The sequence below is a fragment of the Bradyrhizobium cajani genome, assembly GCF_009759665.1.
GTDB lineage: Bacteria > Pseudomonadota > Alphaproteobacteria > Rhizobiales > Xanthobacteraceae > Bradyrhizobium > Bradyrhizobium cajani.
In genome coordinates this window covers 165,235-191,433 of record NZ_WQNE01000006.1, presented here as the reverse complement: position 1 = coordinate 191,433, position 26,199 = coordinate 165,235, and the positions used below count along the sequence as shown (strand labels likewise).

Sequence of the window (26,199 nt, the reverse complement as noted above, 5' to 3'; positions counted from 1 at the left end):
TGCGGGCGACCTGAAGACGAACAGCCAAAGCGCAGCCATGCGAGCGTCTTCGTGCCTGAGAAAACATTTCAGGCATCTTCATGCAGGCATGCTCGGATTGACATTCCTGCTCCAGGCTGCGCAAGGAGTTCGCGGCCGGCCTGTCGTTCAAGGTCGATGAAAACCATCCGCCGGCTCTGGATGAGCGCGGCATGTTCGAGGCTACGCAACTGTTCTGTAAGCCGGTGGTGCGCGACGAGTGAAGCGAATATCAAAACGTCATCTGAGCTGAAGCCTTGCGGCGAAAATGTCGTCGACGTCAGGATTTTTGTCGCTTGCACGATGCGGCGCAGCTAGACTACGCCATACAGAAAACAAGCACGTGATCAGCGGAGCGATTTTGGGCATCTCTTGCCGACCGTCTTGATGATGGGGAGACTCTTCGCTAGATCACAATGGTTCACTATGGAGATGCCGCCGTGGCAATGGGTATTGTGAAGTGGTTTAATCCGACCAAAGGTTATGGATTCATCAGGCCTGAGGACGGAAGTCCCGATGTCTTCGTGCACATCAGTGCCGTCGAAAAGGCCGGTTACACCACGCTCGAAGAGGGGGCCCGGGTAAGTTATGAGCTCAAGGCCGGGCGTTCGGGTAAGACCTCAGCTGAGGATCTCCGGGTGGGCTGATCCGACCCGCCTCCGGACACTGCTCTACAAAGTGTGTTCTCGCACCTGTCCGGCGATGCCTGTCACGGCGCGCCGGGCATTCGGCCTTGCGACCGTCTCTTCTGCGCATGGGGCTGTCGCGTAAACCGCTTGAGAGCTTCGATCTTCTGGGACCATCGACCAATCGCTGCAGCCAGAGTCACGGCTCTACCAGCCAGGTCGCAGTGCCGCTGTGGCAACGTATTTCGGCCAGCTAGCCACGTCGAGCCGTACGCTCGTGAACAGTCGGGAAAAAGTCGCGCACGCCTCGAGCCCATGAAGCGGTTGGCGGAACAGGGGCCGGATCCCGGCGGACTTTGTGTTTGGCGATGCTCTTGGCCGGGAAATACGCAAGAGGGGCGGCAATTCCTGTCTGGGCTCGAAGGCAGACCAGGACGGCACCGCTACTCCGGCAACCTTTTGCGAGAAGCTGACGGGCTTCGCTCCTGGCTGAAAGAAACGGCCAATTGTTGCATTTGGTCTTGCCCGTCGGAGCTACTATTGTCCTCAATTAGTTCAGACCACTGGCCGGCAGCGTACCGGAGGAAGTGCTGATGGACAATCCACGCGCGCCGTAGTGCCCGATGACGCGGTGAGCCGGTCGGTTCAGTTTAAGACGAGCTCCTCGCCTTCGCGAAGCACTGGGGCTTCCGTCTTGCACCTGCGCGCAGTAGCGGGGCACACGAAGGGGAAGAGGGAGAATGGCGTCGAATAGGTGAAGAAGAACGCGATCGCGGCGCGCCGAGCTGTAGAACTCAAGATGCTTTGAGGTCGCATGATGGTGACAGCCTCTCGCTGGACAGAGCGTGTAGATGCGGACCCTCACGAGACCAGCCTTCGTGTCTATGATCATCGCTTCGAGCTCGAAGGCTTCGCCTATGATTAGCGCACAGAGATCTTCGCTGAATTCCTCGCGCAAGCCATGTTCCGGCCCAATCTCGGCGCAACGTACCTTTACCTCTGCAACGCGATCGGCTGGCATCAAGGCGATTCCGCGTTCCTTCTTTTCGCGGGCAACTCAGCGCAGACGGATAGTCTTTAGGTAAGGATCTCACCAGTTCCTTGTCCAGCTTGTTGATGAGGTCCCGAAATGGAGGTCCTGCTTATCGGGCTGAACACAATAGGCTGTTCGAACCCGTCGAGACCGCCGTGCTGCTACCCCAAAGCCGGGGGGGGCTGTGCGCATCGATCGCGGCTGGCGCCGTGCAATTCGGAAAGTTCATGCTGAACCCTCGGAACCGAAGCTCGGAGGTGTCGGAAAGCGAAGGTCATCAAAATCTTTCTCAAACATTAATGAAGATCATTTCGAACGATAGAACAGCACGCGTCCAGCTGGTATCAGCTGGAGTAGAATATCACAGTCGCCGACATTCGCAGTCAGGATGACCAGGCCGAGCTTTTGCCCCTGCAGGAACAGCACGCAATCCTGAAGCGCGCGCAACTTGCCGTCCTTTTCATATCCCTGGAGGCGGCAGAGGATCCCTGATAGCAGCGCGGCTCGTCCCAGCACGTCTATGTCCGGCGCAAAGATCCGATGCGGCGGCATCGCTTTGATCTGCTTCCCGATCACATCGACGACAGAAGCGGTTCTCGCGTCGGAAGGATTGAGCGTGCCGACCGTGTGCATCAACTCCTGGATCGCGACAGTCGAATGATTGACTTGTCGCTGCGTGATCAGGTCGTCCAGGATCGGAGGCGAACGATCTTGCATTTGATCAATATAGACGCAGGTATCGAGCAGTAGCCCCTGTCCGGCGGTCAGGCCGACGCTGACGAACGGAAGTTCATCGTCGCTGCGCCGTGCCAGCGTGTCTTCCGGATTGAACCGCGCCCAAGCTCGCGCCGCATCAAAGTCGAATTCCGCCACGTTAGAAACCGAGCTTTAACGCTGGGTCGACCTTGCCCCGAGACTTCTTGAACGCTTCTGCGAAGTTGTCCTCGAGTGCGACCGTCGCCAACGCAAACTCGATCAACTCCGTATCCGCCTCGATGCCCGTCTGGTGCTTGGCCTGTCGGACCAAGGCAGGACTCACCCGGCCACCGATGCGGCTGCCTTTTTCACTCAAAAGGCCAGATCGTTCCGCCGCAAGCATGACCGCTTCAAATCGTGCCTTGCTCCCGACAAGCCCGCTGGTCGCCAGCTCACGCTTAAAGGTTTGTGTCAGTACCGAGCCACCCTTGGATGCAGTTCTTCTCCGTTTCGCCCGGAGGGGCGTGGGCTTGCTAGTCGATCTTTTTGCCATAGAACTTTACCCGTTTGTTGAACAATAATTGAATTTGACTAACATAGTCCTTCGGCTGCTTCGACAAGGCGTCTGATTGCTACGCCGGCCTCGAGGACCAAGTGGACTATCATTGGAAGGAGTTGCTGGCCGCAGCTGCGCTGTCGATGCTGCTGTCGAACTCGCGCGCGCACAAGGAGGAAGGCTCCGCGATTTGGTTCAGCTGGCAATCAGGGGCACGCCCGATCACCTAGCGCCTCATGTTTTGACGCGGCTCGCCGCAGCGAGATCGTCCCCTATGTCGTCCATCCGCTGCCGGTTCGCGAGCCGCACAGGATCGCCGGGATCGTTATGAGCCCGCAGCGTCCGCTCGACGTCGAGCGGACGCTAAGGATCTGCTTCGCTCGAGGGGCATTAGGGGGATTTCCTGCCGATCGTCGTCGATCTCCTCTTCAATGACCCCAGTTGATATTGGGAGCAGGAGCAGCATGGCGGCAGCACCTACTCGCCTGATGCTGGACAGATCGTTGCGGCCGAGTGCGTGTCCGACGCGTACGCTCACCGCCATCCCGATGCAGAATGGAATCATGAACAGGGCCGTTGCGACCTGGAAGGCAATCTGATAGGCGGCAACGGCCGTGGTGCTGATCACACCCATCAGAAGCGCCGTCGCAGAAAAAAGGCCCGATTCCATGAAAATGGCAACCGAAACCGGCGTCCCGATCACGATGAGCTGGCGCATCGATGGCCAATCGAACCGCCACAGATATCGGAGCACCTGGTAGTCGCGAAACGGGCGACACTGTGTGACGAACCAAATCCCGGCAAGGAAAGTCGCACCGTTCACGAGGCTGGTCGCAAGGCCGGCTCCGAACAAGTCAAGTTGCGGCAAGCCGAATTGGCCGGTGATCAACAGATAGGCCAGCAGTGCATTGGTCGGGATGGCGGCGAGCGTGATCCACAAGGCTGGCGTTGGACAGTTGACCGCCGCCATGAAACTGCGGATCGCCAGGAACCACAATGCCGGCAAGATGCCCGAGGCTAGCCCGAACAGATATTGTTGAGCTTGCCGCGCGATGGCTGGTTCGTAGCCGAGCGCAAGCACAATTTGCTCGCCCTGCAGCGGCAAAACCATGATCGGCGCCCAGAGAACGATTGCAACCCCATAGCCCCATGCGCACCGAGCGCCGTACCAGAGCTCCGTCCGCCGCGCCACATGCTTGGCCGCGAGCGGACCCACCGCCGAGATCACACCGGCTGCGAAGGTCACGCCGACCGACAAGATCATGCCGGCAAGCGCGGCTGCCGCCAAGGCCTCAGTGCCGATATGGCCGATCCAGGCGAGATCCGTCGCCATCATCGCGATCTGTCCGAGCCGCGTAAGCGCGATAGGGGTGGAGAGTGTTGCAGGTGCGGCGAGTTCGTCGGTGAGTTGACGGCCAGCTACCCATTTCGCCAGCCGACGAGGCCGCGATGCGAGCGGTTTCTTCTGCTGTCTTCCTCATGAACACGCTGCCCCGGATTGCGCGCTTCAGCTATCCTTCTGCCCTCGCTGACACGATCTTATCGCTGCGTCGCGTTCGCATCATCAGTGCCATGGCCAGCGATAGCATGTTCTCACAGAACAACCCACCGCTCAAAAATGTTGAGAGCATTCTGGTCGACGTCCGCAAAATCTCCTCTCTATATTGGCCGCTGCTATCACCGTCATGATTGCGACTTTAGCTGTCTCGTTCAAGACGTCGTTTGTTTCAAGCCCGACAACAGCACCGCCTCCCACGAGGTGCTGCGGGAAAACCGACGTCGTCTCTTCATAAAAACGCTCGAGCGGCATTGGCGTGCCGGTTGCTTTAATATGTGACGAAGCCACTTGTGACCATGATGCTCGTTCAGCATCCGGTTGAGGTATTCAGATGAACTTGCCCGCTTGACCGATGGCAGAGGTCTCCTGATGCGCTTTCCAAACCGTGCGCCTGCGTCGCGAACTCTGCCATCTTCGGATCGCGCCCCGGTTTGCCGGGCAGAATCTGATTGTCTTGTAAAGGGCTCGAGACGAATGGCGGTCCTCAACAAGATGGTGCACACCAGGGTGAAGGCGTTGTACCTCAGGACGCTTGTTTGCGTCAGTTTTGGCCGGCGGCTCAAGCGCCGGGCATCTGCGAGATACCGAGCCTGGGTTCGTGAAGCTAAGCGGCGGCCTTAAATCGGTGCTTTGCAGATGGTCAATGAGCTGATGCAGGACGATTGGGATCCTGAGAAAATACTCAGGCAACAGGACGAGCTCAAGGTCAAGCTGCTTCGCGCCCAATCGGTTGTCGCCGAATGTAAGGCAGGATTGGCGGATCTGGAGGGAAGGCTTGAGCGTCGAGCGGTCTCGTCGTCAATCGATGAAGGCCAGCGCAACTCTGCGGCAAACAATTCAATACGTAACGCACGACCGCCCCAAATGGCGAAGCGTCGATGATCCTGTTGACCAGGTGCTGCCGTGGCGTTTTCGAGTCGATCATGGGACCGCTGAAAGCTGCCGCCGCGCACGGTAGCGGCGAAAGGATTTGTCACGGGCTTGGCGAAGATCTCGAGACGCATGGTGTTGCGAGCGCGGCGGGCGAACTGGACAACTGGTTGCGGCACTGCCGATAGGCTAGGCTTTTTGGTTGATCGCGGTGCAGGGGATGCGCGCAGAGTAGCACCACATACGGGACGTATCGCCGCGTCTTTGGCTAGAGTTGCCCTGTTTCGGGGGCTGCTCACGTAAATGTCCTGAATCGAATGCCAAAGAGCTCTCCACCTTGAGCCAGCCAGTTCGCTCGTTTTGTCCGTCTTCAAGGCGCTTAAATTACCGGTAGACCTGTCTGGAGGGTGCGCGAGGGGGCGCATCCAATGACACGGTCGTCTGTTATGCCCGTGGGGCAAGGCATGCGAGTCACGGGCGGTCCTGACCGCGCGGAAGACGAGAGAGGGCGGACAACGGCGGTCGCCTAAGTTCGTGAGAACCCAGGAAGAGGGTTCCCGATGCGAATGCCGTCCAGTGCCGGCCGTAGCTTCGTCAGCTTCTCGAAAGCTTCTCCGAATACGGATAATTCTGGACGGAGGCTGGCATGGACTCGTAGCTCAATCGAAGCGAAGCGGATCGCCTTGGACAAAGTTTAGCTCCAGCGGCGATGAACAGTCCATGTCCCTAACCTCGCGGGCGCTCGATCTCGATCTTGCCGCCGTGAAAGCCGATCCGGCCGCGCGTTCGTCCAACGACGTGTCGCTACACGTCTTGCGGCGCGCCTTCCAGGCTGAACGGCAGCTTCGGTGTCGGGTGACCCTGTGGGCCGCTGTTAGTTCTTGGCACGCGGGTCTTTGATCGAACGTCGATGCGACCGAGCGTACGGAGTGACGCGCGGTTGACATGCCGCAAATCGGGCCGGTCGGCGCTTAAACTCTGTGAGGACGCTGAGAAGCTGTTTGGATTTTGGACGAATAGGCAAGGTGCTACGGCGCGATCGCACGGTGGAGGCCTCTGCTGCGTCTTATAAATGTCATCTTGCGCGGGCCAGTGACGCGCGCGACGGCTCGATCGAGCCAGCGCTCAATACAAGACAACGCACGCGGCAAGGATGCGTGTGACAAAGCACGAGCAGGTCGATGATAAAGCGTTTTCGCAACTGGATCCTATTGTCCATACTCACCTCCATGATTGTCTGCTCCGCCGTAAAAGCGCAAGACCGCCGAACTATCGTCGAACCTGTTGCACCTGATACGGTCTGCGATCGCCCTGTGCCTTCCGGCAGGAACGATACAGTTAGCCTTCAGGACGCCATTGAACATTGCCCCTCTGGGGCTGCAGTCTATCTCGGGCGCGGCGAGTTTCACTCAGGTCCACTCGAGATGAAATCGGGCGTGACCTTATGGGTCGGACGCGGTGCGACGCTGATCGCCATTCCCGAACCTGCCGCTTACGACAAGGGCCTCGGACAATGTGGTCGCATCGCGGAAAAGGGCGACGGCTGCCGGCCATTCATCAGCTTTTCTAAAACGCGCGGCGGCGGCATCTACGGAGAGGGCGTCATCGATGGTCAGGGCGGGGCAATGATTGGCGGCGGCGCGGAAAGCTGGTGGCAGCTAGCCCGCCGCGCCCAAGCCCTGGGCGGCAACCAGAACGCCCCGCGATTGATCCAGATCGACCATGCACAGGACATCACGTTCTCTGGTGTCACGTTGCGCAACGCTCCCAATTTTCATGTCGCGCTGAGCCGGGTCGAAGGTGCCACGTTTTGGGGCCTCACGATCGATACACCGGCGGATGCCCGCAACACCGACGGCATCGATCTTGGCGCGAGTCAGGATGTGACCGTCACCCACAGCTTGATCCGTACGGGTGACGACAACGTCGCAATCAAGGCCGGCGATAGTGGCTCAAGCAGCCATATCTCGATCATTGATAATTATTTTGGCTGGGGGCATGGCATGTCGATCGGCAGTGAGGTGAATTCCGGGGCCAGAGACATATTGGTGCGTAATCTGACGCTGGATGGTACGACCTCTGGCCTGCGCATCAAGAGCGATGTTAGTCGAGGCGGTCTGGTCGAGGGCGTGACTTATGAGTACGTGTGCCTGAGGGGCAACAAGTGGCCGGTGGCTTTCGATACAAAGTATGATCCGCGCGCACAAGGCACGAGGATTCCGGTCTATCGGCAAATCGTTCTCCGTCATGTGCATGGCGACACCGGTGTGTTGCTGATGCGCGGCCTGGACGAGCGGCATGCACTTGACGTGACACTCGAAGATGTCCGATTTGCCAATTCCGCAACTTGGCAACTTGAACATGCGAACGTCACCGCAAAACATTTCGACGTATCACCGCCGCTGCCCGGACGAGCTGCAGAACCGCTGCTGCGCGGATCGGAGGTATGCTCCAGGGCTTTCCGCGACGGCAATCGGTAAGGACGTCACCCGGTGCCGAACTCGGCTGCTGAGTTCCGCATCTGGGGCCAGATGACCGGTGCTGACGAAGGTCAGCCTCATGCCCCGAGTTGGTTGCAACTGTCCGATGGTTTGCAGGGCCGCGAATGAAGGTGACGTGCAGGTTCTGATTCGACGCGAAAAATGTGTTGACCATGCGCGGCGGCTATCCCGCGGCGCTATCTTACATCGGCTGCGTCGACGGTGCCGCGAACTCAACGAAGAGTGAGATCACATGCGAGTTTTGGTGCCGTCTGCGCTTCTGGCCGGATGTTTCTTCATCTCGGCAGCGTACGCTCAGCCAGTATCGGTGTCGCATGCCGGAAATGCAGACTATCACTCCGTGCAGCGAGCCGTCGACGCGTTGCCGGCGGAAGGCGGAAATGTCCGGATCGCGCCGGGCATCTATCGCGAGAAGGTCAAAATCTCCAAATCCGGTATTCATATCGAAGGGACTGGCAGGAAGCCGGAGGATACGGTCATTGTATATGGCGACGGCGCGCTCAATGTAGGAGGAACCGCCCGTTCGGCCACGCTGGATGCCGCGGGCGATGACTTGCGGCTCGAGAATCTGACCATCCAGAACGACTACGCCCTCAATCCGGCCAATCCACCCTCGCAGGCGGTAGCGCTGTCCGTTACCGGAGACAGGGACGTCGTTACCCGAGTCCGCCTGCTCGGTGCCCAGGACACGCTGTTTGCCGGTAAGGGACCAAATGGCAGAATGTCACGACAATACTTCTCGAACTGCTACATCGAAGGGCATGTCGATTTCATATTTGGCAACGCCAAGGCCTGGTTCAGGCAATGTGAGTTGCACGGCATCGCAAATCAAGCGGTCATCTATACGGCTCAAAGCAAGGCAGCGCCGGATGAGGACAGTGGCTATGTTTTTGATCATTGCAGGCTAACTGCCGACCCTGCTGCGGGCTATATCGCACTTGGCCGCCCTTGGCGCCCCTACGCCACAGTGGTCTTCCTGGCGGCCAAGATAGATGCCCCCGTGATCGCGAAAGGGTGGCGCGAATGGACGCCCGGCAAGACCGATACGTTGAGGACAAGCTATTATGCTGAATACCGATCCTTCGGCGTCGGGGCCAACCCCTCCGCCCGCGAGCCTCACTCCCATCAAATGACAGATCGCGAAGCTGCAAGATGGTCGCTGAGCGTGTTCTTCGGAGGAGCCACAGATTGGCTGCCAAGTGAACCATATCGATGGACGACAAAGCAACGGTGACGAGACGACAGCGATCGTCGGATGAATGACGGGGGAGTGCGGTTATCACGGCGGCGTGGGCTGCGACCGACATCGCGCTTGGCACCAAATTTGCGGCTAATCGAAACTCACCAGACGGTTACTCACGAACAGGGAAACGCGCAACTGCGTGCGATAGCCGTGTGCTTGATGAACGCGTTGCGCGGTGTGGAAGGCGTCAAGTTCACGATGCTTGCCTTGCCTCGCGGCGACGGCAGAGCTCTTGAGATAGGTGGGTGGCGCGGGGCGGTACAGCCCTGGCTATGTCAGAACCGGCCGTGAACCCCGCGATCCGTCGGGCTCTCGTGATCGATCGTTGATCCGGCGCCACCGAGCGAATAGGCTGGACCGGTCGCTTCTGCGCCGAAACCCTTCCCATACAGCCAACGAGTGTCCCCAGAAATGTTTGTACTTTCGTGTTGCCTCTCGAACAACGGAGGGATCGATCGTGCGCACCTCCTGTTGGAGCTTCGAAGTGGAACCGGCGGTAGTAGCGACTGAGCGGTCAGGAGTGGAGCCGTTTGGCATTTCCACGAACTCACCGCCGGGCCGATGCAGCCGTCAGGTCCACAGGATCTTGCCGCATCCCGTTTTCCGGCCCTTCTTCCTGACCGCTGCGCGGAACGAAGCGAGCCGGTCATCGTGTCGATTGTCCGCCATGGTCGCCCGCAAGCGTTAGCCAGGGAAGTCAAATTCCCCGCGTAGCCAGAGCAAAGCTTTGGATGGTTCCGTCCTCCAGTTCCGATGCGCCGTTGAGGCCCGCTGAGATGTTCGGGCTAGCGCTAGCGCACCACGGTCTTGAGGTACTGGTAGGCCTTGATGATCTCGACCAGGCGATCCTCCGTGGAGCGGTCGCCGCCATTGGCATCGGGATGGTGCTTCTTGACCAACGCCTTGTACTTCGCCTTGATATCGCCGAGCGTCGCATTGGCATTCAGGCCCATCACCTGCAACGCGTTGCCCTCGACATTGAAAATCTTGCGCGCCTCAGGCTCGGCCTTCGCGCGGTGGCGGGTACCGGCGCGTCCGTTCAGCTCGACGAGCGTGCAGAGGGCATACCAGTCGTCCTCGAAATTGGCAGTGCTGCCGGTCATTTTGTGTGCGCTGATGCTCTCGCCCATCTTCCAAGTGGGACGATGGCCGGTCAGCGCGTCCCTCTCGTAGCGAGCGACCGCTTCCGCGTCCATTCCCGAGAAGAAATTGTAGGACTGATTGTATCGGCGAACATGGTCGATGCAGAAGTGCCAATAGGCGCGCGCATTGTCGCGGCCCTTGGGCGCGGGATGGGTAGCCTTGTTCTTGCAGCCAGGCCATTCGCATAGCGCCGCGGGCTTGCGCTCCTGCGCCTCCTGCTTATTGATGCGAATGGAGTCGAAGATTTCGGATGTGTCGATCAACATGACCTAGCTCCGTTGGCGGAGCGGCAGTTAACAGAGCCGCTTCTATGCTAGAGACTTAGTTTGGACGGCAAGTCGGGTCTGACTCGGCCTTTGCGTCTAGTTCGTGGCATGATGTAGCGGGCACTTCCCAGCAATTGACATGCCAGGTCGCGAAGTTGATTCAGACCATCATCTCTTTGAGATTTCAGATCGACACAATCGAAATTTGCTGTCGGGTTCTGCACATGGAGGTCTTAAATGGCACGGGGGGAGTACGTTCAAAAGCCAAGCGAAGGCACTGCTCGGCGGCAACGACGAAGGCGAGCGACGTCTTCTGAATCTTCTTTCGAGGCTTTGAAGGTCTTCCGTCTTGCGTAGCGAAACAGAGGGCGCATTGCCTCGATTTGAAAGGCATTCGGAGCCGCTCCTTCACGGATCAACGCAAGTCACAACGTCTGTCCGCCGCTGACGAAGCGCCTGCTCACCAGCCCTCCCGCAACAGCCTCGCTTCAGGATTTCTTAGTCCAGAGTCTCGTCGGCCCTCACTGAAGGTTGGTCTCGACAATATCCGAGACGATCAGAGCTGCCCGTCTGGCAAAGCACCGGCGGGCTGAGACAAAGATCCGGGTTGAGGACAAGCTAGGAGTGACCAGGCCGGAGCTGCTCTAATACGGCAGAGGCCACTTCATAGGGTGAGGCCGTTCTCATTGAGCACCTTATCTCTGAGAGCCCCCTTGATCTCACGGGCGATCTCTTTGCGAACTGCGGCACCCAACTCTAGCTTGGCATCTTCGACAAGGTCAGCTTCGCCCCCGATCAAACCTTTGTCGGTGAGCTGTTGCTGCAGCCGGCTGTCGAACTCCGTCCCCATTGCAGCAAGGAGCTGGTCGTGCGCCCTGGTGTGGTCTTCGGGTGCGATGCGACTCATAACGTCGTCCCAGGGTTGCCAGTCCACCGCCAAATAGTCGGCGAATTCCGCCGCCTCTCGGTTGCGCACGGATGTCTCCGCGCTGTCAACGTCAGCGTCGGTCAGACCGGAAACCTCAAAGAAGCGCATGTTCGGGGCGACGTGTTGCAGTCCCAGCCGCTTGCGGAGCTTATTTTGATAAGCAAGAGAGACCTCAATGGCGTCGATGTCTTCGACGTTGTTGCCCGAGCCTAGCGCGTGAACTTTCTCGCGCGCAATTCTGTCCAGCGCGTCCAGGCGGAACATGACCCGCCCCAGATCGATGAGATCGGGAAGCCGGCCCTTGTTGTTATAGGCGCCGTTCTCGACCTCTGCGATGAGGCGTGCGGTCTGCATGCCGTTCCAGGTCAAAGTTCTGCGATCCTCGCAGCTCTGGTTGGCGTCCAGGACCAGTTGGAAGTAGCGCTTACGCAATTCCGGGTTTTTCGCCACTTGGCGCAGATCATTGGCCACCGACTGCCGGAATTCTTCGTTGCCAGAGTTCACGGAGTCGAACAGTTTGCCAAGGAAGAGCGCGTATTCTCGGGCGCCCGGCTCTTCAGCGACGCTCTGCCAAGCGGCCAGCACCTCTCGATCACCTTCCTGTGGATTTCCCCGGAGCCAGTTTGCGACTGCTTCAATGAGAGCATCGGCCTGTTCATCGTCTGTCTCGGACAATTCACTTTCGTCATTGCGCGAATGGTAGACGGTCGGACCGGCATAGCCCTCGGCGCTTAGGATTGTATCCAGGTTCGCGAGCACCTGCTCGGGCAGCGGATTTTCAGTCAGAATTATTCTGCCATCGGTGCCCAACTGCGTCAGGAGGTCCTCGGGCAGACTCGTCAACTGGTTTTGGCTCGCGTCGAGAAACTCCAGTGAAGCAGGGAGTGCCTCCGGCAAACGTGTTAGTTGGTTTTCGCTGACGTCGAGAAATCGAAGCGTGGCAGGAAGGACCTCCGGCAGATTGGTCAACTGATTGTGGCCGGCGTAGAGATTGGCAGGCTTGTAAGGGACAGCGATCCAAGATCCAGTGTAGTGGTCTCACCGAGAGTGTTTACTCGGCGCACCGCTTCTTCCCGATCCTCGAGCGGGCCTACCTCCGGTTCAGCAGCCCAAATCTCAAGCACCTCATCTCCGGCGCCCTCGATATGGGCGGAATCTCCGGGGTTTTCTGCGGAGCCTGCGACGACCGCGTTCCACTGCGCCGCGTCTTCGTGTTGCCCGTCCTGCTGTCCGGAAGACACAGAAGGGATGCCACCGTTGCGCTGAATATGTCCTGTCTCAAATGGATCCATCCCACCCTCCCCACGAAATTGAGCGCAATCAGCCCACGGTGACAATGCCCTAGGACCCTTAGCTTTCGATAAGCTGACAAACTGTCGCCGTAAGTGGCATCGGTCGCAACGAAGCTGGCATGACCTTGGATGCAGGATTTGATCGGTCGATCCCCGGACCGTAAGATATTTTCCGCTGACGCGTTTCCGCGCATAACAACGCAGCCGCGGCTCAAGTATAAAGCCCGCGCGTGGCGACGGTGCCTTTCTCCAACTTCCTGCGAAGCAAGAGCGCACGCGCTTCAACGCCCAACGTCCGCGTCGGTCCTCTCTCGTGCCAAGACAATCGCTGCCGTGCTGGTATTTGCCGTTAGTGGCGAGCCCAACGATCTGGGTGTTTTTGCAGCGACACCCGTCAGCTGATCGACAGGTGGGCCTGCTAAGGGCGGGGGCTGCCACCGTTGACGGATCTCCGGACTTATCTGACCAACGAGATGGCAGAGTGCGGGCAGCAGTATCGATCTATTGTCCAGGTTGGGCTCGTATCGGCCTGTGTCGAAGAGGTACTGGACGGCAGTCGCGGCCCGCGCGCTCAGACCTTCGAATGATCATTTGCTCTGCGGACCTAGCTGCTTCCCGGCCTTGGGAAGCGGGGGGTAGTCTTTGTTCTGACGATGGAGAAATTGATGAACACGGGACAGGCACAGTGGAGTGCAGGGTCTTCCTCGGCGCTTTCTGAAGACGCGGAGCAGGAAAGCTACCTCGGCGGCTTCAATCGTGCCGTGGCCAATTTGGTCGAAACCCTGACTGGGTATCGGACCCCAGCCTCCGCGCGCGCGCAGATTTTGGACAATTGGGTTGCCGAGGAGGGACAGGGCGAAGCCGAGAATAGGCGACAGGGGCGCAGACGAATCAGGAATTCGGATAGCACAGGCTCGCGCTCGCTGGATTTGTCCTCGCTCTCGCTGACCGCTCTGCCCGCCGCCCTGCCGCCAAGGTTGCTCGAGCTGCGCGCCAGGCACAACGAGCTAAGCAGCCTGCCTGCTATGTTCCCACCCGGTCTCCAGCATCTTTTCATTAGCCATAATCGCTTGACCATTTTGTCGGATGATCTTCCGGCGACCCTCACTGAGCTGGAGGTCGCTGACAACAGCTTGACCAGCCTGCCGGCAAACCTTCCGGCCGGGCTCCAGATCCTGAACGCAAACGACAACCGGCTCACCAGCCTGCCGGACGCTCTTCCGGGCGGGCTCACCTCGCTTGCGGTCAGTGGCAATCAGCTGACCGAGCTCCCCGCATCCCTCCCTTCGTGGCTCATTGAACTCAATGTCAGCGGCAATCAGTTGGCCAACCTCCCCGACCCTCTTCCGAGCACGCTCCAATCACTCAATGTCAGCGGTAACCGGCTGACCAGCCTGCCTGAAAGCCTTTTAGATGCTCTTGTGCCGAACAATAGCCTCTACTACCCGCATCTGGAGAGCCTCGAATTGGGGGATAACGCGCTGCCTGACGACATCCTCGCTCATCTGGCGGCGGCTGAAGCGCCACCGCAGCTTGCGCAGCAATCCATGCATGAGGCTGCCGCACACTGGCTCGCAGACGATGTGGCCCCGCTGACCGAATGGCAGCACTTTGCGGATGAGCCCGGCGCCCAAGACTACGCACAGTTCCTGGAGAGGCTACGAGGCACCGTGAACTACGGCAATAACGAGTTTCGACAGGCAGTGGCTGATGATCTGCGGCATGCGGCCGCCAATCCGACATTGCGCGAGCAGTTCTTTGCGCAGGCTTCCGAAGCCAACACGAGCTGCGAGGATCGCGTTACCTTGCAATGGAATGGTATGCAGACCGCGCGCATCAACGCTGACGTCAAGGACGGGTTATATGACGATCGGCTTGGCGATCTGATTCAGCGCGGCCGCGTCGCCTTCCGCTTGGAGGCGTTGGACGAGATCGCGCGCGACAGGATCAATTCGCTCGCCAGCGGCAACCCGAACGTAGACGACATCGAAGTCTACCTGGCCTATCAACATCGGCTGCGCGAGGCGCTGGAGCTCAGTCATCTCGCCCCTGACATGCGCTTCCTGGCGGTCTCTCACGTAAGCGAGGATGATGCGACGGCGGCGCTCGACCTGATCCGGGAGCGGGAAGCAAGCCAGTTCACCAACTACATGGCTAGCCGCTGGCAACCCTGGGAGACGGTGCTGGAGCGCATCGCTCCGGGCGAACATGCAGCGATGGGAGACCGGGTGGTCGAAGCCATGGGCGAAGAGTTTCAAACCCGCTTGGATCAGCGACTGGCCGAGCATGGTCTTCTAGGCGATTCAGATGCCCAGCGGGTGCTCGGAGCCCAAGTCCGAAACGAGATCGCTGGCGGGATCAAAGGCGAGGTCATGCACCGTGTGCTCGCAGAGCGCGGCCTCGAACTATGAGGTTCCCAAACCGCCGCAGCGATATCGATTATTGCTCTGTGGCGGTACCTAAAGATCGATCGTGAAGGCTCGCCCATCGCTGCCAAGGTGCTTTTGCGCCTTAAATGCGCTGCCGTCGATGAGGGTCTTTCGGCCTTGCCGAGTGACGAAAATTCCCGCGTGCCAGGCAAGGGGTATCTACGTCCAATCGAAGGCGCTTCGGGACGAGAACTCCTCGGTCGAAAAGTTGTCGAGGACGCGCAGCGGTGAAATCGTCGGTTGCGGAGGCGCTGCCGCAGCCAGCCAGCTCGGTTTGGCGAGGCAGCTAACTGTTCGGGCGAGGATGCTTGAATTCGGCGCACGATCGACAGGCGATCCCTTGTTACGTCCGTCGACGAATTTCGTCCGCTCGAACTGGAGGCGGAAGAGGTGGGGCAAAATTGGAGCGATCTCCCGTCCTGTCATCACGCGGGTGCCGATGCGAGGCCGGTCTCGCGCGCAGCAATATCCTGATCTCGTCATCTTCTCGAAAGGTTGCGGCTACAACAATCGAGAATCTGCTTCTTGCTGAACGAGCTGCTATCTGGCCGTAATCCGAGCCCTACGGGTTGCTGCATCTGTATAAACATGAGGAGAGCAGGATGGACCCGATTGACCCATTCTTCCATTCAGGAGCCTGGATGCGGGAGTACCCGCCCCGCAGGGGCGAACTGAGCAGCGAGCAGACAGCCCAAGCGAGCAGGGTGACTTTGAAGGGCGGCTGCAGGACTTGAATCTCGATCCGTCTGATGAAAGCAAGTCAACTTCACCTGATCCGGCCCCCCAAGAAATGGTCGAGCAGTCCGGCGGGAGGATTTCGGCGGTTCGATGCGGGTGCCGCCGCAACCCGCTTTTAGGGAGAGTGCGCTAGGCGGCACGCGCCGGAGCGTCGACATTCCCAGCTTTCCGCTTCCCGCTGCGGCGCGAGTGCCGCAGTCCAGTTTGCGAGATGATCTGCTCAGCAGCGCACGTTACAGCTTTCCGGACGCAGAGTCTGCCGCCTCCGCCAAGAGCGGAAAAAGCCGCGGATTGTGGTCACGCTTCAAGTCGGGAATCGGCAAGTCCCTTGGCGGGAGCAGCAGCGGAAAGTCTTCGCGCAACGCGCGGCAATCTGACGTTTCTTCGACGAATTTGCGAAATTGATTACGCCAGGCAGCCCGGCCGGACGCGCGGGCTCTCTGCGGCCGATGAGGAACTCATTGAAGATTTCCGAAACAAGGCGGCGGGTAATCTCAGCGACGGCACCATCAAGAATGCGGCAGCCGATTTGCGCCATTTGAGCGCGCGCCTGAGCGACGCCGGCAGGCCGTCGATCGCCGATCGAATTCGCCGCGAATTTGAAAACGCGCAGCTGGAAAATCCCGATGTGGAAAACCACCAGTTAGAAGCTGAGCTCGATGAGAACGTCGATGACGCATGATAGACAGACCGTCGGCCGACTTTCCACCCCTGGGCTCGCCGAGGATGTCGAGGAGTACAAGCACGAGACCGGGGACAGCAAGATCAACTCTGATCTGGTCAGGCTTGGGCTCTTCCAGCAAATCCTTGAGGCGAACAGGGCACTGGGATTGCCGCCTCCTGAGGACCCGGGTCAGCCTTCTGCGGAAGCTGCTCGGCAGGCCCACTCGCCACAGGAGCTTCCCGCAACGCCAGCCACGCCGAGCGCGGGAGCTTGGGATTGGCTTGGAGAGCAATGCACGGATCTGGCTCATCGATGCCGGCGCCGCAAAGCGGATGGCGGGCCGGGTCGTCCCAGCTGCTTCCCGCAACGCCTGCGACGCCGAGCGCGGGAGCCTGGGATTGGCTCGGCGACCAAATCCACGAACCTGCCTCACCAGCGCCGGCGCCGCACTGGGCAGCGCAAGCTCATCTGCCGCTCGAGCTTCCTGCCACTCCAGCCACCCCGAGCCACGGAGCCTGGGCTTGGCTTGGGCAACAGATGCAAGAACCCGCATCGCCTTCCTCCGTGAGGCCTCGATCGTCAAACATCTACGGCGGTCTCGGCTCCTTTGTTGATCTGGATCCACCCACACCCCACGACTTGCGTGACGATGCGCGCTCCGCGCCAGCACCTGAATTCACGGCCGCCTCGCCGTTCGCAGGACCGCTGGGGGCGACTTCGGAGCTGCGGGACATTGGAGCGATCGTTGGCGCCAACTGGCGCCACGGCTCCCAGGCGGCTTCAGACGTGCTGATGTATTGGGCAACATCAATCTGCTGCCAAACCAGTTCGGGCCAAGTCAGTTCACGATCAATGGGGAGCGCTAATCGGCGACATTTGGATCGCGCGCTCGCAGGGATATTCGCCTGATCCATCACCCGCACGCCGGTGGAATGAACGAAGCCGGGCCATCCCGGCCGTTGCATCGCCCACTGCCAATCGTAAGCGCAAGGCCAGCCGGGGAAGGTCCAGTCGATCTTGGCTATCTTATCCGGGGCGGCTGGGAGCATAGGGAGCGGTTCCTGCCGCCTTACCTTACCTCGTGCGCGTTTTGGAAGGCGAGCGCCTCATATCCTGATCGTGGCTGAAGAGGTAGCAGGCAATCTCAGTCTATCGGCGGGGCAGCTCGCGTGAGCTAGCGCTGCAGATCGAACGCATTCGTAGTCGACGAAGCACTGCGCGGAGCGCACTCGACGGAACAAGGAACAAGAACATGGCTACCAGACAAAGGTTTGCTGACGAAGGCCGCTTCTCCTGATGCGCGGGCCAAATTCCTCCGCGAGCGCGGTACTTCGCAACCTGCATTCGTTTATGTCTTCATGGGCAGTTCAGTTACTGCGCTATGGAAAGTCTCCCCGCGATGCCTTGCAAACACCTCTTCCGCTCGGTGCAAGTGCCCGCCGGATCTTGGAAGCGATTGAAGCAAGGTTGGTGGGAAAAGAAATCGATAAACCATCATATAGCTCGTTTCGCCCTTTCCTTTCGGTATTTATGCCACAGTCGGCTATTGAAGCGTAGACTCTCCGTGGCAATTGTCTCCGCCGTCGTCGGACAGGATTGTCGCGAGCTATGGATTCGGCTGATCGGAAAAGTGTGCCGAGATGTTGATGCTTCATGTAACAGCAAAGATCATGCCTGAGACAGCGCACGATCGCGATCTCGCTTTGGACTTCACCAAAGGAGTGCTCATCATTTTAGTGATCGTCGGTCACCTGATCCAATATATCCTCTACCGAAATGAAGGGTTTTGGGATTCGGCAAGTTTCAAATGGATCTACATGTTCCACATGCCCCTCTTTATGGGAATAAGCGGTTATCTTTCCTGCCGAGCGCTGCTGGAAAAGTCCTTCATGCAAGCCATGGGCGATCGTGCGATGCAGCTCCTGGTGCCTATGCTGTTTTGGTTCTCTCTCCTGGCGACATTAAAGTTGACCGTGTTTCCCCGACTGGCGAGCGCACCAGACAACGCTTTGCAGTTCCTGAATGATTTCGCCGGCACATACTGGTTCGTCTGGGCCGCGTTCATTTGTTTTCTTCTCGCTAAAACTATTTCGATCTTCAGTCATTCGTCACCATGGGCCTTGTTCGTATCGGTCATTCTGGTGGTCCTTGCACCTGTGACCTTTTCCATATTCCCTCTCATAAAGTATACGTACCCGTTTTTCTGCCTGGGATTCTCATTTGCAATGTCGAGAGAACGGTGGACGAGCATAATGCGCTCTTACAGGCCGTTCTTCATTATGTCTGTCACAATCGCGGCTATGATGTGCTTTCCGATCTGGCGCAAGGACACTTATGTCTACAACAATCTCGCTTTGGTCCAGGATTTGCAGTCGGCAAAAAATGTGCTTCTGATGTTTCTTGGCTCCGCAGCTGCCTCAGCGGTGATGATTAAGGTCCTGCTTCGATCCTGGAATATTGGTCGTTCAAATCGGGTGGTCCGCTTTATCGCCGAGAAACTGGGACCCAGCACGCTGGTGCTGTACTTGATCCAGGGTACGGTATTCCGTCTCATGGATTCGATACAGTATGGAGAATCTTGGGACGCCACGATGAGGTCGGCCGCGGCTGCATTTCTCGGGACAATGATTGTTGCTGCCGCGCTAACGGTTCGCTGGGCCGTGCGCGACATTCCTTACCTCTCCCAGCTCGTGCTCGGAGTGCCACCCCGCTCCTTGTCGGGCAGCCAAATCAATCAGGAGACTCTCGCAAACGATCGTAGCTTGCGAAACTTGTGAACCTGCTGTCCATTTATGGCGCCCCAATCTGGGTGCCTCGCCGAAAAATGTTCCAGAAGATTGCGTCTTTGCTCCACGTGATTTGCTTCCTCCGAAAGTGACGGAGTAGGGACAGCGATGAGGCGGCTTTGGATGTCGACGCACGAGATGCTGACAAAGAGTTGTTGGCGAGCGTTACAGATCGTCAGACCTCGCGGAGAATATGTGAATTCTGGAAGGCTTCGCCACCATCAAGGGCTTCCATCGCAAGTACGCCATGAGGTCTTCTGTCAATCGGCTTCCAACTATTGCACGCGGAATGACAGCCGTAACGGTGACTTCGCGCGGCAGTAGTGTGCAGGTCAATAATGCCGGCTCCGCAAGCGACCGTCCAACGCTATCATTATCATCGACACGATCAGCTCGAAGCTCTCATCTCGCCGACTTCATCGCCTACAACTATGCACGGCGGCTAAAGACCCCGAAGGGCCTCACGCCTTACGAGCACATCTGCAAATGCTGGACGTCCGAGCCAGAACGATTCAAACTCAATCCGCTCCAGCGAATGCCGGGACTAAACACCTAACAGGGCAGTTACAATCATTCAGAGTCCTCGTCAGCTTCTCGAAAGCTAAGCCTCGTAGCAAGAACGTGTTTATCCAGGTTCGACGTTAGCTGCTCAGATTTGTCAGGAGAATCGGATGGATGCGTTCAACCACCTCCACGCCGTCGAGGCCCCAGATGTCGAGCGGGCGTACGACGACGAGCTGGGACAGCAGCAGGATTACCAAGCGGGGTTTCAGCAGCACCTGAACGAGTTGCATCCGCACGAGCGCCGGCCCCAGAATTCAAATAACCTCAGCGACCGCGACGTTGTGTCGAACAGAGATGCGGAATTTTTGAGAATGCCGCACGGGCATCGCGTCGGACAAGGCACCTCGCGGTTGCCCTCGGATTCGTCCGCCTTCTCTGGACAAGGCGTCAATCAAGATCTGCTTTTTCCTGGCGCGGATCGGAGTGGCCAGTTGCCAGCCGGCAGTTTCAGTCTGACGGATAGTTGGCACGGCGTGGATGCAGCTGCCGATTGGCCGACGCAAACTTTCGATCAGGAGGAGCATTGGTGGGCGGAGCCCGGTGATGTGGTGCATGAGTGGCCAACGACCGCGGCAATTCCTTGGCAGCAAGATCTCGGAGTATCAATCCTCGGCCGACAGCCTCGGCCGGGCGATGGCAGTGCGACGGACCTTGAGGACCCCGTCCTCAGGCAATCGCGGCTCGACCACGTCTTGGACACCTGGGCCGGCGAGGAGGGGCAGACGCAAGACGAAGACCGCCAAGAGGCCGTAAGACGAATAAGAGCCTGGGCAGAGGTCGGCGACGTCTATGCAGGGCTGGAGCTGCATGATCTGGGCCTGACGACACTGCCTGCCGCCCTTCCGCCCGGGCTCCAGTCGCTCAACGTCGCATTGCCTCACCTTAATTGTTACCGGATGCTAAGCCGTTGCCTCACGTAAATTGCTCCCTTGGAGCGGGGGCGAAGGTGGGGCGGCTAACCATGGCGACGCGGAAGGAACTGACGGCGGCGGCAGGCGCGCGCTATCGGACGTCGGATCGCGCGAAGAAGTCGCGGATATTGGACGAGTTCGTCGACATCACCGGATTCCATCGCAAGCATGCGATGCGGCTTCTTCGAGGTCAGGAAGACGCAGGTCCAGGTCGGCGGGCGCGACGCCGGGTCTATGATGAGGCAGAACACAACGCGCTCGTGCTCCTTTGGGAAGCGTCAGACCGGATCTGCGGGAAGCGGCTGAAGGCGTTAATGCCTGCGCTGATTGAGGCGATGGAACGGCACGGCCACCTCGACCTTGGCCCCGAGATCCGCAACAAACTTTTGGCAATGAGCGCTGCGACGATCGACCGCGCATTGGCGCGGGTCCGAGAAGGATTAGGTCGCAAGCGCCGACGGCACGCGACGCACTCGTTGCGTCGCAGTGTTCCAATACGGACGTCGGCAGATTGGAACGATCCGTCGCCGGGGTTCATCGAGGCTGACCTTGTTGCGCATAGCGGTCCATCGGCGCGCGGCAGCTTCATCCAGACCCTCGTGCTCACTGACATTGCTACCGGCTGGACGGAGTGCGCTCCTCTGATCGTGCGCGAACAAACGCTGTTGAGCACCGTGTTGACGGAATTGCGCAAACAATTGCCCTTTGCGCTGGTCGGCCTCGATACGGACAATGATACGGTGTTCATGAATGAGACGCTGAAAGCCTACTGCGATGCGGCCAACATCGTCTTCACGCGTTGCCGGCCCTACCGGAAGAACGACCAGGCGTTCGTCGAGCAGAAGAACGGCGCCGTCGTGCGCAGGATGGTCGGCTATCGTCGGTTCGAGGGCCTGGAAGCGGCCAAGCTGCTGGCTGAACTCTATCGATCGGCGCGGCTGTTCGTGAACTTCTTCCAACCCTCGTTCAAACTGATGATCAAGCAGCGCGACGGTGCTCGTGTGCGCAAGACATACAGCGCGCCGGCAACGCCACACCAGCGCTCGGCCGCCGACGCCCGCACGCCCGACACGGTTCGCCACCATCTCCAAGAAATCTATGCCGCTCTCGACCCGGTCGCGTTGTTGCGCGACATCCGCGGCGCGCAGGAACGCCTCGCGGCGCTCGCGGATACCCAGCCAATCGCCCATCCTGCTGCGGCATCGCCATCGATCGATCTCTTCCTGGCAAGCCTACGAACCGCCTGGAAGGACGGAGCTATGCGACCGACGGATCGGCCAATCGTGAAAGCGAAAAGAGGCCGGCGGCGTCCCGATCCGCTCATCCGGGCAACGCTAGATTTGCGAAAATGGTTTGAAGCCGAGCCTTGGCGGACCGGTAGCGAACTGCTCTCCCGGTTGCAGGCGGAATATCCTGGAGCCTATCCGAACAAGCTTCTTCGAACGCTTCAACGTCGGCTAAAATCCTGGCGCAGCGAGAAAGCGAACGCGTTGTTGTTCGTTCCTACGGAGGAGACGCTGCTGGGGCATGAGGTCACAACAACCCAATGATGTGGCAGGCGCCAGCGGAGGAGGCCGGGCGCTCCGAAACCCCGGCCATCTCCGCACCCGGCCTCCTCCTCAACCCAAGCCGGGAGCAAAATAAATGAGGCAACCGATCACACTCGGGAGCATCGATAGGTGAGGCAATACGAGGTCTCACCTTGATCGCCGCCGCCCACGCCGCAGCGCCTTACGACCATAACGATCCTCCTTTGCGTCGTCCGGGACCTGGCGGATGCGAAAATCGGGCAGGCGATCCATAACCACATCTGTCAGACCGGCGCCCCCAATCATGTAAACTGCCGACGTCTTTCGCTTAACGCCCAGGGAGAGTGCCGATTCCGACGAAGTCGCCCGTGTACCGATATGAAGTCGCTCGGCGATTCCGAGACGATGTCGCCCACCTTTCCGATTTGATCTCGCCCGGTGACGAGGCGTTCTGGCCGGCTGGTTCTCTGGCATCGGTCAAGCCGCGTGGTCAATCTGGAATCGCGACTTCAACCTGTTTTTCTTCTTCTGCGGTTGCTGTGGGCATGTGGGCAACGCCTGGCGTTGTCCAAGTGAAGCGGCATGTCCACAGCGTTACGGGCTCAGGTCTTTCGGGCGGATTGCCGAGTTCGGCGCAGGCTCTCGCCGGTGAGATCGAGCCGATGAGCATTGTGGACGAGGCGATCGAGCACGGCGTCGGCGTAGGTGGGATCTCCAATGAGCAGATGCCACTGGTCCACGGGGAGCTGGCTTGTGACGATGGTGGAACGGTGACCGTAGCGATCTTCGAGGATTTCCAGGAGGTCATGACGGGCGCCGGCATCGAGCGGTTCGAGCCCCAATCATCGAGGATCAGCAGATCGACACGGCCGAGGCCGCGCAATAGGCGTGGATGGCGGCCGTCGCCGCGGGCAAGTGCCAGATCATCGAACAGCCGCGGAACACGTTGATAGAGCACGGAGCGATTGTCACGGCAGGCCTTGTGGCCGAGCGCCGAGGCGAGCCAGCTCTTGCCGACGCCGGCCGGGCCGCAGATCAGCAGGTTGGCATGGTCGTCGATCCAGCGTCCCTCGACAAGCTTGGCAAACAGTGGGCGGTCGAGGCCGCGCGGTGTGCGGTAGTCAATGTCCTCGACGCACGCCTGCTGGCGCAGCTTGGCGTAGCGCAGGCGAGTGGCGAGCCGTTTGTCGTGCCGCAGCGAGGCTTCACGTTCGAGCAGCAGAGCAAGCCATTCGGCGTGACCGAGGCTGCCAGCCTCACCGGCAGCTTCGATGTCGGCGAAGGCCTTGGCCATGCAGTGGAGGCCAAGGGCGTTGAGGCGGTCGAGGGTCGGATGGGTGAGCAAAGGATGGTCTCCTAATTGTAGTAGCGCGGTCCGCGGATGTTGGCATGCAGGATCGGCGCATCGTCCGCGGAGCGCTGGTGAGCAGGACGCCGATCGAGATTGTTGGCGAGGATCGACTTGACCGAGCCATAGGTGCGCGCGCCGATGTCGATCGCCCGCACAGCCGCCGCGTCCAGCCGTTCGCGCCCATAGGAGGCGGCGAGCCTGAGGATGCCGAGGCAGGCGCGGAAGCCTTGCGGCGCGTCACGCCGAGCCGTCGGATCGGCCGCTCCTCGTTGAGCCTGGTGAGCAACTCGCCGATCGCTGCGTTGACCTCCGCGAGGCTGTAGAAGACGCGGTGGCGCAGGCGGCCGAGCAGCCAGCGCTCGATGATGAGGACGGCCTGCTCGACCTTGGCCTCATCGCGCGGCTTGCGCGGTCGCGCCGGCAAGACGGCCGTGCCGTAATGCGCGGCCATCTCGCATAGGTGCGATCGATCTGCGGGTCGTAGAGGCTCGCCTTGATGACTGCGACTTTGGTGTTGTCAGGCACCAAGAGCGCCGGGACGCCGCCGATCGCCGCGAAGGCGCCAACATGGGCGCTAATCCAGTCGGCGAGCCCCTGCGTCCACGTCGCCTGCGCGTAGGTGAAGCTCGGCGCCGAGCACGGCGACGAAGATCTGCGCCGTCCTCCGCTCGCCGGTGAGGCGGTCGACCACCACCGGTACGCCGTCGCCCGCGTAGTTGACAAACAGCTTGTCGCCGGCCACGTGCGCCTGGCGCATCGTCACCGACAGGCGTCCCTCCCAGGCGCGGTAAAGCTCGCAGAAGCGCGAGTACCGGTATCCGCCGGACTCGGCGCCGACGTATTCCTCCCACAGGATCGACAGCGTCACGTGCTTGCGCTTGAGCTCGCGGTGCACCGCCGCCCAGTCGGGCTCGGCGATGCGGCGATGACCCTGCCGGTTACCGTTGCCGGTCTTGGCGAACAGGCGGGCCTCCAGGGCCGTGTCCGTGAGTTCGTCGGGCAACGGCCAGCTCAGGCCTGCGGCCTCGAACCGCCGGATGGTCAGGCGCACGGTCGAGGGCGCCGCGCCCATCCGCCGAGCAATCTCGCGGCTCGGCAGCCCAGCCGCCTTCATCCTGATCACATCGCGCACACGGCGCATCGCAAGCCTCTCCGTCGGCATCCAGGGTCCCCCTTCGCAAAGCCGAAAGGACGGACCCTATGGGAGCCAGAAGAGGCGTCGTCACCCGGGCGACATCATCCCGGAATGGTGGGCGACATCATCTCGGAATGGGTGGGCGACTTCAAATCGGAAAGGTGGGCGAGATCATCTCGGAATGCTGGGCGACATCGAGCGGAATCCGCATGCTGAGTTCTTCCGCTCGACGATCTGGATCGCATCGCAAACGCGGAGCCTGCCCGATCCCCGGCTGCTTGTGAGGGGCACATCCTGGCTGAACCCTTATCGATGCCTCGGTTTTACGTGCTTCGAACGAAAGCTGATGTCGTGGAAAGTCATGCCTTGCGCACAGTCGGTCTGGATCAAGCGCGCGGTTTGATAGCGGACGGCATGGATTGTCGCCGCAGCAATTGTTTCTTGGCGGCGTCAGTTGAGAGAGAAACCGCAGGCGGTTATTCCGAAACAGAATTACAATTTGTGCCGGCTGTCATGGATAGCGGGGGGCCGGCGCCCCGACCGCCGGCCGACGTATCGTGCCTTCACAGGAGGCGCCAATCACCACCGGCCTGAAGGCCCAACTCACTGCATCCTTTGCGTCGTGATTGTCGATAAATGCTGCCCGTCGGCTTCCTGTAGCGATTGGCGAGGCTTTGTAACAATGAAGCCATCTGGTCCGGATCTGATCGAACAGTAAATTCTCCATAGTTAGGGTCGAAAACCGTGGTTCCTTCCATTCGAGGCCGACGTCGCGATCGTGTGTGCGCCGCCTTCGGCGAAATACAAGCTGAGCAAATGGTTCGATCCATCTTCGTTGATTTCGTTCACCATGCGCTTGACGTTCGAAGACTTGCCGAATGCGAATCTCTTCTCTTCTCCAGCCGGTTCCAAGCCTGCGTCCTCCAAAATGGTATTTTGTGCCTGAAGGTCGGCCTGAGAAGATCCTGCTCCCCTGCTCCGCAACTGATCCTTGAGATTTTGATATTGCTGCTGCCGTTCAGCCGCTGAGGCGTGCGTTTGCGATCCGGGCGTGAGCGCACTCATTCGGGTTGATGGGCTGTTGTTAAGATGGCGGAACCACTCCGCAGTCAGCCCAACGCAGATGCCGTCCACATTCGCATCACGCAGGTCGGCTGTTCTGTATTCAAACAAGGAGGTGGCCGGACTCTCTGGAAAGGATGTACTGGGGTCGGAGGCGCTAGAAGTGTGAACGTTTGCATCCGAGGTATGTGGCTTGCTGCAGCAGGCCCCCATCTTGTCAGGCAACTCCCCCGGTTGTGAGCTCCACTGAGGCGCGAGACCTGCAAGTGTTTCCGTAAAGCTGCCGCTATCAACCGACTG

The 26,199-nt window shown here is 59.6% G+C and carries 19 protein-coding genes and 3 pseudogenes; 13 read left to right on the top strand and 9 right to left on the bottom strand.

Annotation, left to right across the window (positions count from 1 at the left end):
- Window positions 1-458 precede the first annotated feature (458 nt).
- On the top strand, window positions 459-665 hold the full coding sequence (locus tag GPL20_RS10650) for a cold-shock protein (RefSeq protein ID WP_208639263.1): 207 nt from the start codon (window positions 459-461) through the stop codon (window positions 663-665).
- A gap of 1,318 nt (window positions 666-1,983) precedes the next feature.
- Here the strand turns inward: GPL20_RS10650 and GPL20_RS10645 are convergent.
- Window positions 1,984-2,550 (bottom strand): type II toxin-antitoxin system VapC family toxin, encoded by a 567-nt coding sequence (locus GPL20_RS10645; RefSeq protein WP_254125164.1) that lies wholly within the window; start codon window positions 2,548-2,550, stop codon window positions 1,984-1,986.
- Window position 2,551: 1 nt separating this feature from the next.
- Window positions 2,552-2,776, bottom strand: a complete 225-nt coding sequence (locus GPL20_RS10640; protein WP_126261388.1) for a hypothetical protein — start codon at window positions 2,774-2,776, stop codon at window positions 2,552-2,554.
- A gap of 251 nt (window positions 2,777-3,027) precedes the next feature.
- Here GPL20_RS10640 and GPL20_RS39935 point away from each other — a divergent pair, with 251 nt between their 5' ends.
- Entirely contained in the window at window positions 3,028-3,159 is a 132-nt protein-coding gene (locus tag GPL20_RS39935; RefSeq protein ID WP_256557367.1) for a hypothetical protein, read from the top strand.
- A gap of 95 nt (window positions 3,160-3,254) precedes the next feature.
- Here GPL20_RS39935 and GPL20_RS10635 read toward each other — a convergent pair whose 3' ends face one another.
- A complete protein-coding gene (locus tag GPL20_RS10635; protein ID WP_347340028.1) occupies window positions 3,255-4,295 on the bottom strand; it encodes an MATE family efflux transporter in 1,041 nt (346 codons plus the stop codon).
- 83 nt (window positions 4,296-4,378) lie between these two features.
- On the opposite strand from GPL20_RS10635, the gene GPL20_RS10630 reads away from it, so the two are divergent.
- The 4 genes from GPL20_RS10630 to GPL20_RS10615 all read left to right on the top strand — a co-directional run bounded on the left by GPL20_RS10630 (window position 4,379) and on the right by GPL20_RS10615 (window position 9,092).
- Entirely contained in the window at window positions 4,379-4,618 is a 240-nt protein-coding gene (locus tag GPL20_RS10630; protein WP_157329494.1) for a hypothetical protein, read from the top strand.
- Window positions 4,619-5,123: 505 nt separating this feature from the next.
- Window positions 5,124-5,369, top strand: a complete 246-nt coding sequence (locus tag GPL20_RS10625) for a hypothetical protein (protein ID WP_157329493.1) — start codon at window positions 5,124-5,126, stop codon at window positions 5,367-5,369.
- Between the two features lie 1,169 nt (window positions 5,370-6,538).
- A complete protein-coding gene (locus GPL20_RS10620) occupies window positions 6,539-7,837 on the top strand; it encodes a glycoside hydrolase family 28 protein (RefSeq protein WP_157329492.1) in 1,299 nt (432 codons plus the stop codon).
- Between the two features lie 253 nt (window positions 7,838-8,090).
- On the top strand, window positions 8,091-9,092 hold the full coding sequence (locus tag GPL20_RS10615) for a pectinesterase family protein (protein ID WP_157329491.1): 1,002 nt from the start codon (window positions 8,091-8,093) through the stop codon (window positions 9,090-9,092).
- A gap of 800 nt (window positions 9,093-9,892) precedes the next feature.
- Here the strand turns inward: GPL20_RS10615 and GPL20_RS10610 are convergent.
- The 3 genes from GPL20_RS10610 to GPL20_RS39405 form a co-directional block, all read right to left on the bottom strand.
- Entirely contained in the window at window positions 9,893-10,510 is a 618-nt protein-coding gene (locus GPL20_RS10610) for a J domain-containing protein (RefSeq protein ID WP_157329490.1), read from the bottom strand.
- Window positions 10,511-11,174: 664 nt separating this feature from the next.
- On the bottom strand, window positions 11,175-12,407 hold the full coding sequence (locus tag GPL20_RS10605; protein WP_246250281.1) for an NEL-type E3 ubiquitin ligase domain-containing protein: 1,233 nt from the start codon (window positions 12,405-12,407) through the stop codon (window positions 11,175-11,177).
- Window positions 12,404-12,730: a hypothetical protein gene (locus GPL20_RS39405; RefSeq protein ID WP_246250278.1), complete on the bottom strand. Its 327-nt coding sequence runs from the start codon at window positions 12,728-12,730 to the stop codon at window positions 12,404-12,406. The genes GPL20_RS10605 and GPL20_RS39405 overlap by 4 nt, the downstream gene beginning before the upstream one ends.
- A gap of 665 nt (window positions 12,731-13,395) precedes the next feature.
- Here GPL20_RS39405 and nopM point away from each other — a divergent pair.
- The 6 genes and pseudogenes from nopM to GPL20_RS10580 all read left to right on the top strand — a co-directional run bounded on the left by nopM (window position 13,396) and on the right by GPL20_RS10580 (window position 22,372).
- Entirely contained in the window at window positions 13,396-15,141 is a 1,746-nt protein-coding gene (gene nopM, locus GPL20_RS10600; protein ID WP_205751154.1) for a T3SS effector NEL-type E3 ubiquitin ligase NopM, read from the top strand.
- Between the two features lie 1,084 nt (window positions 15,142-16,225).
- Window positions 16,226-16,579: a hypothetical protein gene (locus tag GPL20_RS39400; protein WP_246250275.1), complete on the top strand. Its 354-nt coding sequence runs from the start codon at window positions 16,226-16,228 to the stop codon at window positions 16,577-16,579.
- 1,622 nt (window positions 16,580-18,201) lie between these two features.
- Window positions 18,202-19,338, top strand: a complete 1,137-nt coding sequence (nolL, locus tag GPL20_RS10590) for a nodulation factor fucose acetyltransferase NolL (protein ID WP_157329488.1) — start codon at window positions 18,202-18,204, stop codon at window positions 19,336-19,338.
- Window positions 19,339-19,697: 359 nt separating this feature from the next.
- Window positions 19,698-19,903, top strand: a pseudogene (locus GPL20_RS39395) (IS481 family transposase); the annotation flags it as partial.
- 115 nt (window positions 19,904-20,018) lie between these two features.
- On the top strand, window positions 20,019-20,831 hold the full coding sequence (locus GPL20_RS10585) for a hypothetical protein (protein WP_157329487.1): 813 nt from the start codon (window positions 20,019-20,021) through the stop codon (window positions 20,829-20,831).
- A 26-nt stretch (window positions 20,832-20,857) separates the two neighbouring features.
- Complete coding sequence (locus tag GPL20_RS10580) at window positions 20,858-22,372, top strand: ISNCY family transposase (RefSeq protein WP_254125166.1); 1,515 nt, start codon at window positions 20,858-20,860, stop codon at window positions 22,370-22,372.
- 581 nt (window positions 22,373-22,953) lie between these two features.
- Here the strand turns inward: GPL20_RS10580 and istB are convergent.
- Both istB and istA read right to left on the bottom strand, forming a co-directional pair.
- Window positions 22,954-23,696, bottom strand: a pseudogene (gene istB, locus GPL20_RS10575) (IS21-like element helper ATPase IstB).
- A gap of 11 nt (window positions 23,697-23,707) precedes the next feature.
- Window positions 23,708-24,864 (bottom strand): annotated as a pseudogene (gene istA, locus GPL20_RS10570) (IS21 family transposase).
- Between the two features lie 154 nt (window positions 24,865-25,018).
- On the opposite strand from istA, the gene GPL20_RS38750 reads away from it, so the two are divergent.
- A complete protein-coding gene (locus GPL20_RS38750) occupies window positions 25,019-25,240 on the top strand; it encodes a hypothetical protein (protein ID WP_167532972.1) in 222 nt (73 codons plus the stop codon).
- Window positions 25,241-25,566: 326 nt separating this feature from the next.
- Here GPL20_RS38750 and GPL20_RS39390 read toward each other — a convergent pair whose 3' ends face one another.
- Window positions 25,567-26,010: a YopT-type cysteine protease domain-containing protein gene (locus GPL20_RS39390; protein WP_246250270.1), complete on the bottom strand. Its 444-nt coding sequence runs from the start codon at window positions 26,008-26,010 to the stop codon at window positions 25,567-25,569.
- Window positions 26,011-26,199 lie beyond the last annotated feature (189 nt).